Consider the following 13,489-nt stretch of genomic DNA (forward strand, 5'->3'; position numbering starts at 1 on the left):
CCGGACGATGCGAAAAAAATTTGTAACGGCGCGCGCAGCGTGTCGTCGTAAACGTCCGCTCGAACGTATAGGGATGAAGGGGGAAGTGAAGGGTGCCGCGACGACGACGGAGGTGTCCAACGCACGAGACGTTCCGATGCTCGACGAGACGTCGCGGATGCCGTTTCTGCGACACGGGAGATCGATTGTAAAGCGTCGAAATGCGTTGTCCAAGCGGTGTTGTCGAGAATGACGAACTTCATACGAAGAGTTCGTGAAAAAAAATAAGAAAGGGTTTAGGATGAATTCGAACGCGCTTGCTTCTGCGCAGTCATAGAAGGCAGGCACGTCTTCAGACTCAGGCGAGGGAGGTAGCATGGATATTTACAGCAGCTTCGCGAACCGCTTCGAAAAAACGCGAGAGGAAGAGTTCTCGCTGGAGGAGTACCTCGCGCTCTGCAAGAACGATCCGTCAGCGTACGCCACGGCTGGCGAACGCATGCTGGCTGCAATCGGGGAACCCGAACAAATCGATACCCGCATCGACCCGCGCCTGTCGCGGATCTTCGCGAACAAGGTTATCAAGGTCTATCCCGCGTTCCGTGAATTCTACGGAATGGAGGAAGTGATCGAGCAGGTGGTCGCGTACTTCCGCCACGCTGCGCAAGGGCTCGAAGAGAAGAAGCAGATTCTCTACCTGCTCGGCCCGGTGGGCGGCGGCAAGTCGTCGATCGCCGAGCGCCTGAAGCAGCTGATGGAGCGTGTGCCGTTCTATGCGCTGAAGGGTTCGCCCGTCAACGAATCGCCGCTCGGGCTGTTCGACTACGACGAAGACGGCCCGATCCTCGAAGAGCAGTACGGCATTCCGCGCCGCTACCTGAAGAGCATCCTGAGTCCGTGGGCCGTCAAGCGCCTGCACGAATACAACGGCGATATCCGCCAGTTCCGCGTGGTACGCCGCTTTCCGTCGATCCTGCGGCAGATCGGCATCGCGAAGACGGAACCTGGCGACGAGAACAACCAGGACATCTCGTCGCTCGTCGGCAAGGTCGACATCCGCAAGCTCGAACAGTATGCGCAGGACGACGCCGATGCGTACAGCTACTCGGGCGGCCTGTGCCTGGCGAACCAGGGCCTGCTCGAATTCGTCGAAATGTTCAAGGCGCCGATCAAGGTGCTGCACCCGTTGCTGACCGCGACGCAGGAAGGCAACTTCAAGGGCACCGAAGGATTCGGCGCGATTCCGTTCGACGGCGTGATCCTCGCGCACTCGAACGAATCGGAGTGGAAGGCCTTCCGCAACAACCGCAACAACGAGGCACTGCTCGACCGGATCTTCGTCGTGAAGGTGCCGTACTGCCTGCGCGTGTCGGAAGAGATCAAGATCTACGAGAAGCTGATCCGCAACTCGTCGCTGGCCGAGGCCGTGTGCGCGCCGGGCACGCTGAAGATGATGTCGCAGTTCTCGGTGCTGTCGCGCCTGCACGAGCCGGAGAATTCGAGCCTGTTCTCGAAGATGCAGGTGTACGACGGCGAAAACCTGAAGGACACCGATCCGAAAGCGAAGTCGTACCAGGAGTATCGCGACTACGCGGGCGTGGACGAAGGGATGACCGGCGTGTCGACGCGCTTCGCGTTCAAGATCCTGTCGCGCGTGTTCAACTTCGACTCGAGCGAGGTCGCGGCCAACCCCGTGCACCTGATGTACGTGCTCGAACAGCAGATCGAACGCGAGCAGTTCCCGCCGGAGACCGAGCAGAAGTACCTGTCGTTCGTGAAGGACGTGCTCGCGTCGCGCTACGCGGAGTTCATCGGCAAGGAGATCCAGACGGCTTACCTCGAGTCGTATTCGGAGTACGGGCAGAACATCTTCGACCGCTACGTCACGTATGCGGACTTCTGGATCCAGGACCAGGAATTCCGCGATCACGACACGGGCGAGAGCTTCGACCGCGCCGCGCTGAATGCGGAACTGGAGAAGATCGAGAAGCCGGCCGGGATCAGCAATCCGAAGGATTTCCGCAACGAGATCGTGAACTTCGTGTTGCGTGCACGGGCGGCGAACGCCGGGAAGAACCCCGTGTGGACGAGCTACGAGAAGTTGCGCGTCGTGATCGAGAAGAAGATGTTCTCGAACACCGAGGAACTGTTGCCGGTGATTTCGTTCAACGCCAAGGGTTCGGCGGAGGAGCAGCGCAAGCATGAGGACTTTGTGAACCGCATGGTCGCGAAGGGCTATACGCCGAAGCAGGTGAGGCTGCTTTGCGACTGGTACCTGCGCGTGCGCAAGTCGTCATGACGCGCGCGGTACCGCGCCCGTGCGGCGAGTCCGTACGGGCGCTTTCAGAGGCGCCGCCCGCATGACGGCAGACGGCATGCGCGGCGAGTGCCCCGGCAGATCGACTTTCGAGCGGGAGACCGGGAGTGCTTCATCAAATCATCGACCGCAGGCTGGCCGGCAAGAACAAGAGCATCGCCAACCGCGAACGCTTTCTGCGTCGCGTCAAGAACTACATTCGTCGTGCCGTGTCCGACGCGGTGCGCGACCGTAGCATCAAGGATATCCAGAGCACGCAAAGCATCACGATTCCGCGCAAGGACATCGCCGAGCCGAATTTCCGGCACGCGCCGGGCGGGCGTCGCGAATACGTGCACCCGGGCAACGAGGACTACGTGCGCGGCGACAAGATTCCGCGTCCGCAGGGCGGCTCGGGCGGCGGCGGCAGTCAGGCGAGCAACGAAGGCGAAGGGCAGGACGACTTCGTGTTCGAGTTGTCCCGCGACGAATTCATGCAGTACTTCTTCGACGACCTCGAACTGCCGCGCCTCGTGAAGACGCACCTGCTGACGGTGCCGAGCTGGAAGAACGTGCGCGCGGGCTGGTCGGCGGAAGGCACGCCGAACAACATCGACGTCGTGCGCTCGCTGCGCAGCGCGCTCGGGCGACGCATCGCGCTCGGTTCGCCGCTCGTCAACGAGCTGCGCGAACTCGAAGCGCGGCTCGAGGTGATGAAGCTCGATCCGGAAGACCGTCGCGAGGATATCGCGACGCTCGAGGCCGAGATCCATCACCTGAAGGGGCGCATCTGGCGGATCCCGTTCATCGATCCGTTCGACCTGCGCTACATCAACCGCGTGAAGCAGCCGCAACCGTCCAGCCAGGCCGTGATGTTCTGCCTGATGGACGTGTCGGGCTCGATGGACGAGCAGCGCAAGGATCTCGCGAAACGCTTCTTCATCCTGCTGTACCTGTTCCTGAAGCGCAACTACGAGCGCATCGAGGTCGTGTTCATCCGTCACCACACGCGCGCCGAGGAGGTCGACGAGGACACCTTCTTCCATTCGACCGAAAGCGGCGGCACCGTCGTGTCGAGCGCGCTCGAACTGATGCGCAAGGTGCAGAACGAGCGCTACTCGCCGACCGAATGGAACATCTACGGCGCACAGGCGTCCGACGGCGACAACTGGACTGACGATTCGCCGAAGTGTCGCAAAATCCTGGAAGAGGATATCCTCACCAAGACGCGTTACTTCGCGTATATCCAGGTCGCCCCGGAAGAGCAGAACCTGTGGCTGGAGTACGCGCAGCTGGCGCTGTCGCAACCGCACCTCGCGATGAAGAAAGTCGAATCGGCTGCCGATATTTACCCGGTATTTCGCGAATTGTTCGAAAAGCAGGTGGAAATGTCATGACGACCCGCCATCTGCACAACGAGTCGCGCGGCTACGCGCCGCGCCCTTCCGGCGACGACACGGCCGGCCCTGCCGCATCGCAGCAAAGCGGCCGGACCGAACCGGCGGCGCCGGCCGCCGACTTGCCCGGTGCCGGGCAGAAGGAAGCGCGTATGAACGTTGCCGAACGCAAGCCGCTGCCGTGCCCGTCCGACTGGACGTTCGAGCTGCTCGAGGAATACGACACGCACATCTCGCAGGTCGCCGAGCAATACGAACTCGACATCTATCCGATCCAGCTCGAGCTGATCAGCGCCGAGCAGATGATGGATGCGTACGCGTCGGTCGGGATGCCGGTCAACTATCGCCACTGGTCGTTCGGCAAGCACTTCCTCGCGACCGAGAAAAGCTATCGCCGCGGCCAGATGGGCCTCGCGTACGAAATCGTCATCAACTCGAATCCCTGCATCGCGTATCTGATGGAAGAGAACACGATGACGATGCAGGCGCTCGTCATCGCGCACGCGGCGTACGGGCACAACTCGTTCTTCAAGGGCAACTACCTGTTCCGGCTGTGGACCGACGCGCACGCGATCATCGACTATCTCGTGTACGCGAAGAACTACGTCGCCGAATGCGAGGAGCGCTACGGCCTCGATCGCGTCGAGGAACTGCTCGATTCGTGCCATGCGCTGATGAACTACGGCGTCGACCGCTACAAGCGGCCGCAGAAGCCGTCGTTGTCGAAGGAGGCCGCGCTGCGGCGCGAGCGCGAGGCGTATCTGCAGTCGCAGGTCAACGAGCTGTGGCGCACGCTGCCGGGCAAGAAGCCCGAGCAGATGGAGGAGCAGGAAGGACGCTATCCGCCTGAGCCGCAGGAGAACCTGCTGTATTTCGCGGAGAAGAACGCGCCGCTGCTCGAGCCGTGGGAGCGGGAAGTGATCCGCATCGTGCGCAAGATCGGCCAGTACTTCTATCCGCAGCGGCAGACGCAGGTGATGAACGAAGGCTGGGCGACGTTCTGGCACTACACGCTGCTGAATACGCTGTACAACCAGGGCAAGCTGGAAGACGGCTTCATGATGGAGTTCCTGCACTCGCACAGCAACGTGGTCTACCAGCCGCCCGTCACGAAGCCGTACTACAGCGGGATCAATCCGTATGCGCTCGGCTTCTCGATGATGAGCGACATCCGCCGGATCTGCGAGGCGCCGACGGAAGAGGACTACAAGTGGTTTCCGGAGATCGCGGGCACCCCGTGGCTGCCGGCGATGCACTACGCGATGCGCAACTTCAAGGACGAGAGCTTCATCGCGCAGTACCTGTCGCCGAACCTGATCCGCGAGATGCGGCTGTTCTCGGTGCTCGACGACGACATGCGCGATTCGCTCGAGGTGTCGGCGATCCACGACGAGTCCGGCTACCAGTACGTGCGGCAGGCGTTGTCGCGGCAGTACGACATCCATCACCGCGAGCCGAACATCCAGGTGTGGGCCGTGAACACACGCGGCGACCGCAGCCTCACGCTGCGCCATTTCATGACCGACAACCGCCATCTGTCGAACGACAGCGAGGAAGTGCTCAAGCACATGGCGCGGCTCTGGCAGTTCGACGTGTTCCTGGAAAGCGTCGACGAGGCCGGGACCGTGCGCAAGCGCTACGAGTGCCGCTACGTGCCGCCGGAGGTGCGCGTCTGACGATCGCCCGAGAACAGTTTGCACCGGACGCCAGCCTGAGGGCTGGCGTTTTCATATGACGAACGCGTACCGGGAGAAAAATTTTCTACATCCGGACGAACCCGGAAAGCCCGTTACTTTACATTTCGCTAAAATCCCGTAGCGCCGTGCCGCCGGAACCGGTGCCACGTGCGACCGTACGCGACGGCCCGCGAGCCGTCTCGCCCAGAAAGCACTAAAAGGAACAGACCAACCCATGGACGTCCAGACCGACCAAGCTGCGCTGTCCGCGCATGACACCCGGCGGCGCGTGTTCGCCATCGTCGGCGCCTCGTCGGGCAACCTCGTCGAGTGGTTCGACTTCTACATCTACTCGTTCTGCGCGCTGTACTTCGCACCGGCGTTCTTCCCGAGCGGCAACACGACCACGCAGCTGCTGAACACGGCCGGCGTGTTCGCGGCCGGCTTCCTGATGCGTCCGATCGGCGGCTGGCTGTTCGGCCGCATCGCCGACCGTCACGGCCGTCGCACGGCGATGATGATCTCGGTGCTGATGATGTGCGGCGGCTCGCTCGTGATCGCGGTGCTGCCGACCTATGCGCAGATCGGCGCGCTGGCGCCGGCGCTGCTGCTGGTCGCGCGCCTGTTCCAGGGGCTGTCGGTGGGCGGCGAATACGGGACGAGCGCAACCTACATGAGCGAGGTCGCGCTGAAGGGGCGGCGCGGCTTCTTCGCGTCGTTCCAGTACGTGACGCTGATCGGCGGCCAGCTGTGCGCGCTGCTGGTGCTCGTGATCCTGCAGCAGGCGTTGTCGAACGACGAGCTGAAGGCGTGGGGCTGGCGCATTCCGTTCGTCTGCGGGGCGGCGGCCGCGCTGATCTCGCTGTACCTGCGCAAATCGCTCGACGAGACGTCCACGAGCGCATCGCGTGACAAGAAGGACGCGGGCACGATCCGCGGCGTGTGGCAGCACAAGGACGCCTTCTTCACGGTGGTCGGTTTCACGGCCGGCGGCTCGCTGATCTTCTACACCTTCACGACGTACATGCAGAAATACCTCGTGAACACGGCCGGCATGCATGCGAAGACGGCCAGCAACGTGATGACCGTCGCGCTGCTCGTCTACATGCTGATCCAGCCGGTGTTCGGCGCGCTGTCCGACAAGATCGGCCGCCGCACGTCGATGATCCTGTTCGGCACGTTCGCGGTGATCGGCACGGTGCCGCTGATGCACGCGCTGAAGACCGTCACGAGCCCGACGGCCGCGTTCGTGCTGATCACGATCGCGCTGGCGATCGTCAGCTTCTACACGTCGATCAGCGGCCTCATCAAGGCCGAGATGTTCCCGCCCGAAGTGCGCGCGATGGGCGTCGGCCTGTCGTATGCGGTCGCGAACGCGATCTTCGGCGGCTCGGCCGAGTACGTCGCGCTGTGGTTCAAGTCGATCGGCAGCGAGGAAACCTTCTACTGGTACGTGACGGTGCTGTGCGCGATCTCGCTGATCGTGTCGTGGCGGATGCGCGATCCGAGCAAGGAAGGGTACCTGCGTCACGAACCGTGATCGGCAGGGCAGCCCGCCGGGTTGCCCGCATCGACCGGCAACGTGCAACAGGACGGCGCTCCGCCATGCAGGCGGAGCGCCGTTTTTTATGCATGGCGTTTTCGCATGCGCGCGTGCAAGCTCATCGCGGGGCGCACGATATCGATATCGGAATCGCTTCGTTGTCCGCAGCGGACGATGCGCTTATTCTGAACGCGTAGTTCGTGTGACACCTCCTTGACTGGGATTCGCGCCCGCTGCGTGCAGCGGGCGTTTTTTTGTGCGCATGCGCCGCATGCAGCCGCTGCAAGCCTCATCACGAAACCCGCAGAGCAAAGCACCATTTGTTGGTTCGGAATCGCCGCACGCGCTGATACGTTAGCGGCTTCGCGACGACACACAGCGTCGCGATGTTCCTCGAACCGGCCGCCGCGCGATCCGCGCCGGCCTTCATAACAAATCAGGTCGTGCTCATGAAATTCCACACTCTCGCTACGTGGCTCGTCGGGGCCGCACTCGTTACGGCCGGCACGGTCGCGCACGCGGACCGCCTCGACGACATCAGGAAGGCCGGCGTGTTGCGCGTCGCGACCTTCGACAGCAATCCGCCGTTCGGCTATGTCGACGGCAAGAGCAATCACATCGTCGGCCTCGACGTCGACTATGCGAAGGCGCTGGCCGACAAGCTCGGCGTGAAGCTGCAGCTGCAGCCGACCAATCCCGCGAACCGCATTCCGTTCCTGACCTCCGGCAAGGTCGACCTGGTGCTCGCGAACTTCACGATCACCGACGAGCGCGCGAAGCAGGTCGACTTCAGCATCCCGTATTTCTCGTCGGGCCAGCAGTTTCTCGCGAAGAAGGGCGTGCTGAAATCGGCCGACCAGCTGAACGGCTTGCGCGTCGGCGCGGACAAGGGCACGACGAACGAGATCACGCTGCGCGAGAAATTCCCGAAGGCGACGATCGTCGCGTACGACGACACGCCGTTCGCGTTCGCCGCGCTGCGCGCCGGCAACGTGCAGGCGATCACGCAGGACGGCCCGAAGCTGATCGGCCTGCTCGCGAACGTGCCCGACAAGCAGAACTACGAGATCCCGGCATTCACGATCTCGAACGACTACATGGGCGTCGGCGTGCCGAAGGGCGAGACGCGCCTGCTCGGCTTCGTGAACGACACGCTGAAGGGGCTCGAGGCGAATGGCCGCGCGGGCCAGATCTACGACGCGTGGTTCGGTCCGACGACGAAGACGCCGCTCACGCGCATCTTCCGCATCGGCGACAAGACCTGAGTCGCATGCAGGACGCGCCGCGTTCCGCCATCGGTCGTGCCGGTGCGCGGGAATCGCGGCGTTTTCCGTTTCTCTTGATCGCTTGCTTCGCGCCCGCACCACCATGCTCGGCTTGGCTCCCAAATATCTGTCCTGGCTCTGGCAGGGCTTCCTGCTGACGCTCGGCCTCGCGGCCGCGTCGGCGCTCGCAGCGACGGTCGGCGGACTGCTGCTCGCCGTCATGCGGCATGCGCGCGGCACGGCGCCGCGCACGCTCGCGGCCGGCTATGTCGTCGCATTCCGCAACACGCCGTTGCTCGTGCAGTTGCTGTTCTGGTATTTCGGCGTCGCGTCGTTGCTGCCCGACACATGGGTCGCGTGGCTGAACGCGCGTCATCAGCTGAGCGCGGGCCCGTTCACGCTCGCATGGCCGTCGTTCGAGTTCGTCGCGGGCTGGTTCGGGTTGAGCGCGTACACGGCCGCGTTCGTCGCCGAGGAATGCGAAGCCGGGCTGCGCGGCGTGCGCCGTGCGCAGCACGATGCGGCCGCGGCGCTCGGCCTCACGCCGATGCAGTCGCTGCGCTACGTCGTGCTGCCGCAGGCCGTGCGCATCGCGCTGCCGCCATTGTTCGGCCAATACATGAATCTCGTGAAGAACTCGTCGCTCGCGATGGCGATCGGTGTCGCCGAGCTGTCGTACGCGTCGCGGCAGGTCGAGACGGAGACGTTCAAGACCTTTGCCGCCTTCGGTGTCGCGACCGTGCTGTACATCGCCGCGGTGGCCGCGATCGAGGCCGGTGCCTACGCGGCCACGCAATGGCGCGACCGGCTCGGGGCGGGGCGTTGACGATGGATCTCTCGCTGCTGCTCGACAACCTGCCGTACCTGCTCGTCGGCGCATTCCCGGATGGCCCGCTCGGCGGCGCCGCGCTGTCGCTCGTGCTGGCGATCGCGTCGGCCATCGCATCGGCGGTGCTGGGCGTGGCGCTCGGCGTCGCGATGGCGCTCGCGCGCGGCCCGCTGCGCGTGCTGCTGCTCGCGTTCATCGGCTTCTTTCGCGCGATTCCGGTGCTGATGCTGATCTTCTGGACGTACTTCCTGATGCCGATGCTGCTGCACATGGACGTGCCGGGACTCGCGACGGTCGTGTGCGCGCTGGCGCTGATCGGCGGCGCGTATCTCGCGCATGCGGTGCATGCGGGCATCGTCGCGGCCGGCGACGGGCAGTGGCAGGCGGGGCTGTCGCTCGGGCTCACGCGCTGGCAGACCGTGCGCTACGTGCTGCTGCCGCAGGCGATCCGGATCATGACGCCGTCGTTCGTCAACCAGTGGGTCGCGCTCGTGAAGGACACGTCGCTCGCGTATATCGTCGGCGTGCCGGAACTGTCGTTCGTCGCGACGCAGGTGAACAACCGGCTGATGGTGTATCCGGCGCCGATCTTCCTGTTCGTCGCGGCGATCTATCTGGTGCTGTGCACGTCGCTCGACGGTGCGGCGCGCTGGTTGCTGTCGCGTCGTCCTCGCGCGGAGCGCATCGCGCGGGCTGCGGCTGAACGCACGGAACCGGTGCGGTGACGGCGTGCGCGCCGCGTGCGATGCATGCGGCGCGTTTCCGGTGATGAAAGTGAGAGCGTGCGGCTATCCGCAGCGGGCCGCGTCGTCGCCGAGCGAGCGGCGACGGGCGTGAAGGTGCTTCAGAACTTCGGTGCTTGAGAACTTCGGCACTACAGCGCGTCACGTCAGCGTCAGGACGCGCTGTAGTGCGTATCGAACACCGAACGCAGCGTCGACGGACCGGTCGCGAAGTCGCCCCACAGCGGGCCGTCGCTCTGCGCGAATGCAAACGGCGTCGTACTGATCGACGCGAGGCGGAAGCGCCATTGCGCCGCTTCCTGGCGGAACGCGGTGAGCTGCATGTCGGACAGCCCTGTCTGCGCGCTCGCGAGCGTGACGAGCGGATCGACCGGGTCGTTCGCGACGCGCACTTCGAAATGCAGGTGCGGACCGGTGGCCGCGCCGGTCATCCCGACCGAGCCGATGCGCTGGCCCTGCTTGACGGTTTCGCCGGTCTTCAGCCCGCGCGCGAACGCGGACAAATGCGCGTAGTAGGTCGAATAACCGTCCGCGTGATCGACGATCACGTAGTGGCCGTAGCCGCCCGGATCGGTGCCGACGAACGACACGACGCCGTCGGCCGCCGCATTGACGGGCGTGCCGGACGGTGCGGCGAGGTCGACGCCGGTATGGAATGCCATCGCCTGCGACAGCGGGTGGACGCGTTCGCCGAAGAACGAGCTGATGCGCGTCCACTTGACCGGCATCGTGAACGCGGCCGCTTCGAGCGGCGCGCCGTCGAGCGTGTAGTACGCGCCGTGGTCGGCGCCCGGCGCGCGGAACCAGATCGCCCCGAACGTGCGGCCCGCGACGCGCAGCTCGAGCGCGGTGAGGTGCGGCGTGCCGTTGTTGGTGTCGTACGCGATGCGGTAGTAGTCGCCGCGCTGCGCGCCGGCGCGCAGCGCGACCTTGCCGGTGACGAGATCGCCGAGCTGGATGCGCACTTCGGGCGGCACGTCGAGACGGTTCAGCGTATCGGACAGCGTGAGTTCGATGTCGCCCGCGCGCATTCCGTGCTGCTGCTCGGGCGGCGCGAGCTGGAACAGGCTCGTATAGCCGAGCATGTCGTTGCGGTGCGCGCTGAGCGGCGCGAACAGGCCCGGCTGCAGGTTGCGGTCGGTGCGTTCATCGCGTTCGTTGCGCTCGCCGATCGTGCGCGCGAGTTCGCTCGTCACGAAATGCTGCGCGGTGGGAAACGGCGTGTCGGACAGCACGCGCTGCGGCAGCGCGGCCGTGCCCGAATCGACGGCGCCCGGCAGTTGCGAGACGGCCGGCAGCGCGGCGGCGAGACCGAAGGCGGCGAGGGCGCCGAGCACGGCGGCCGGCACGAGCGCGCGCACGAGGCGCTGCGCGCGCCCGGGCGCGAAAGCATCAGGAATTGCGGCAGGCTTGACCAAAGGTGTCCACATCCAGGAAAAGCGGTTCAAAGAGGTGTGGGCGTGAACCATCGGCGGCAGATCCGTCGGGTGACGACGGGGCGGGCGACGGGCGTGCAACAAAACAGGCCCCGCCAGGGGCCTGTGTCGTTTCCGTTCGACCCAACTCGCGGGCAGGCCCGCTTCGAACGGCGGCGTGACCTTTCCGGGTCGAACCCGGTTTATCACGAAGACGCTAAAGAAAGATGACAGCGTCAGTCTACCGATGTTCCGCGAAACGTTAAAAATTTTAAAGAGGGTCGGCTCATTCGTTTCGCACTGCGGTAAATCGGGTTAACTCAGCATTTATTGCGCGGCTTTTCGTCAGACAGGAAATTTTTGCGCGCGCACGCGCAGCGCGGCGGATGTCCTGACTGCGTCGAAGCCGGCGTCGAGCATCGCTTCCGCGTCGTTCCACCGATTGCCGCGCAAGCGGTTGGTCCAGATCATCGAGGCGAACACGCCTTCGAGCAGCGACACGAGATGGACGGCCGCGAGATGCACGTCGAGATCGGCGGCCAGTTCGCCGGCCGCGATCGCGCGGCGCAGCAGCGCCTTGGTGATGCGCAGCATCTGCAGCTCGAGCAGCATGCGGCGGCGCTGCAACGCGCCGTTCTCCTCGCTCTGCTCGCATTTCGTATAGAGGATCACGAGCACGCGCTGCATCGCGCCCGGCTCGCCGCATTGCCGCAGGTAATGCGACGCCGCGCGGCGCAGCGTGGCGAACGCGGGCAGGCTGTCCACCGCGTCGAACCCTTCCGACGTACGCGCGAATGCGCGGTCGCACATCGCGAGACACACTTCCATCTTGTTGCGGTAATGGCCGTACACGGCGCCCCGCGACATTCCGGCGGCCTCGGCGAGGTCCGCCATCGCGGTTTGCGCGACGCCTTTTTCGAGCAGCACGAGCTCGGCGGCGTCGAGGATCCGGTGCTTGATGGCGAGCGATTCTTCCCGGGTCTTGCGGGCCATGTCGTGAATTTCCTTACAGTTCGCTGTCGTTTTATTGAGACAGTATGGCGGCCGGATTGCAACCGCCTGTATTTAATCAGTCGTGACTGATTATAATCGGCCACCCTGAGCCGCCGCATTGTATGGCGGCGAACGATCCGAGGTCAGCACATGAATAACAAACGCTCCCTGGGGCGCCGCCTGCGGCTGGCGTCGTTCGCGCTCGCGGCCGCGCTGGCCGCGAGCGGCTGCGGAAAGGGCGAACGGGACAAGGCGCCGGAGGCCATTCAGGACGCGACGGTCGTGACGGTGCGTCCGACGGCCGTACCGATGACCGTCGAATTGCCGGGCCGGCTCGACGCATATCGGCAGGCGGAAGTGCGCGCGCGGGTCGCGGGCATCGTCACCGCGCGGACTTACGAGGAAGGCCAGGAAGTGAAGCAGGGCGCGGTGCTGTTCCGCATCGACCCCGCACCGCTGAAGGCCGCGCGCGACGCCGCGAGAGGGGCGCTCGCGAAGGCGCAGGCCGCCGCGCTCGCGGCGAGCGACAAGCGCCGCCGTTACGACGACCTGGTGCGCGACCGCGCGGTCAGCGAGCGCGATCACACCGAGGCCGTCGCGGGCGACACGCAGGCGAAGGCCGACGTCGCGTCCGCGCAGGCCGAGCTCGCCCGCGCGCAACTGCAGCTCGACTATGCGACCGTCACCGCGCCGATTTCGGGCCGCGCCCGGCGCGCGCTCGTGACCGAAGGCGCGCTCGTCGGCCAGGACCAGGCGACGCCGCTCACGACCGTCGAGCAGCTCGACCCGATCTACGTGAATTTCTCGCAGCCGGCGGCCGACGTCGACGCACTGCGCCGCGCGGTGAAGAGCGGGCGCGCGACGGGCATCGCGCAGCACGACGTCACGGTGACGCTGCTGCGCGCCGACGGCACCGCGTATCCGCTGAAGGGCAAGCTGCTGTTCAGCGATCTCGCGGTCGATCCGACCACCGACACCGTCGCGATGCGCGCGCTGTTCCCGAATCCCGAGCGCGAACTGCTGCCGGGCGCGTATGTGCGGATCGCGCTCGACGCGGCCGTCGACCAGCGCGCGATCCTCGTGCCGCGCGATGCGCTGCTGCGCACGGCCGATCGCACGTCGGTGCGCGTGGTCGGCGAGAACGGCAAGGTGAGGGACGTCGAGGTCGTCGCCGACCGGATGAGCGGCCGCGACTGGCGCATCACGCGCGGCCTCGCGGGCGGCGAGCGCGTGATCGTCGACAACGCCGCGCAGTTCGCGCCCGACACCGCCGTCAAGCCCGTCGAGCAGGCCTCGCCGAAGGCCGCATCACCGGCGGCCGCCCGTCAAACCTGACCGGTTCACATAGACCAA

10 protein-coding genes are annotated in these 13,489 nt (G+C 65.1%); 8 read left to right on the top strand and 2 right to left on the bottom strand.

Annotated features, from left to right (window positions below; all coding sequences use genetic code 11):
- The first annotated feature begins 355 nt into the window (after positions 1 to 355).
- The 7 genes from U5A56_RS22180 to U5A56_RS22210 all read left to right on the top strand — a co-directional run bounded on the left by U5A56_RS22180 (position 356) and on the right by U5A56_RS22210 (position 9,710).
- Positions 356 to 2,278 (top strand): PrkA family serine protein kinase, encoded by a 1,923-nt coding sequence (locus U5A56_RS22180; RefSeq protein WP_044843599.1) that lies wholly within the window; start codon positions 356 to 358, stop codon positions 2,276 to 2,278.
- A gap of 125 nt (positions 2,279 to 2,403) precedes the next feature.
- The gene (locus tag U5A56_RS22185) at positions 2,404 to 3,672 is read left to right on the top strand and encodes a YeaH/YhbH family protein (RefSeq protein ID WP_321808169.1); all 1,269 of its coding nucleotides are present in this window, start codon (positions 2,404 to 2,406) and stop codon (positions 3,670 to 3,672) included.
- Positions 3,669 to 5,348 (top strand): SpoVR family protein, encoded by a 1,680-nt coding sequence (locus U5A56_RS22190; RefSeq protein ID WP_044843597.1) that lies wholly within the window; start codon positions 3,669 to 3,671, stop codon positions 5,346 to 5,348. The genes U5A56_RS22185 and U5A56_RS22190 overlap by 4 nt, the downstream gene beginning before the upstream one ends.
- Positions 5,349 to 5,583: 235 nt before the next feature.
- On the top strand, positions 5,584 to 6,888 hold the full coding sequence (locus U5A56_RS22195) for an MFS family transporter (protein WP_321924573.1): 1,305 nt from the start codon (positions 5,584 to 5,586) through the stop codon (positions 6,886 to 6,888).
- Positions 6,889 to 7,340: 452 nt separating this feature from the next.
- Complete coding sequence (locus U5A56_RS22200; RefSeq protein ID WP_321924575.1) at positions 7,341 to 8,156, top strand: ABC transporter substrate-binding protein; 816 nt, start codon at positions 7,341 to 7,343, stop codon at positions 8,154 to 8,156.
- 103 nt (positions 8,157 to 8,259) lie between these two features.
- Positions 8,260 to 8,982, top strand: coding sequence for an amino acid ABC transporter permease (locus U5A56_RS22205; protein ID WP_044843595.1), 723 nt, complete (start codon positions 8,260 to 8,262; stop codon positions 8,980 to 8,982).
- Between the two features lie 2 nt (positions 8,983 to 8,984).
- Positions 8,985 to 9,710, top strand: a complete 726-nt coding sequence (locus tag U5A56_RS22210; RefSeq protein WP_044843594.1) for an amino acid ABC transporter permease — start codon at positions 8,985 to 8,987, stop codon at positions 9,708 to 9,710.
- Between the two features lie 170 nt (positions 9,711 to 9,880).
- On the opposite strand, the gene U5A56_RS22215 is transcribed toward U5A56_RS22210, so the two are convergent.
- A complete protein-coding gene (locus U5A56_RS22215; RefSeq protein WP_321924577.1) occupies positions 9,881 to 11,158 on the bottom strand; it encodes a M23 family metallopeptidase in 1,278 nt (425 codons plus the stop codon).
- 330 nt (positions 11,159 to 11,488) lie between these two features.
- Positions 11,489 to 12,136: a TetR family transcriptional regulator gene (locus U5A56_RS22220; protein WP_321924579.1), complete on the bottom strand. Its 648-nt coding sequence runs from the start codon at positions 12,134 to 12,136 to the stop codon at positions 11,489 to 11,491.
- A gap of 150 nt (positions 12,137 to 12,286) precedes the next feature.
- Between U5A56_RS22220 and U5A56_RS22225 the strand changes: the two genes are divergently transcribed.
- Positions 12,287 to 13,471 carry a MexX/AxyX family multidrug efflux RND transporter periplasmic adaptor subunit gene (locus U5A56_RS22225; RefSeq protein WP_321924580.1) on the top strand — a complete coding sequence of 395 codons (1,185 nt, stop codon included), beginning with the start codon at positions 12,287 to 12,289 and terminating at the stop codon, positions 13,469 to 13,471.
- The last annotated feature ends 18 nt before the right edge of the window (positions 13,472 to 13,489 follow it).

It is taken from the genome of Burkholderia sp. BCC1998 (genome assembly GCF_905339875.1).
GTDB lineage: Bacteria > Pseudomonadota > Gammaproteobacteria > Burkholderiales > Burkholderiaceae > Burkholderia.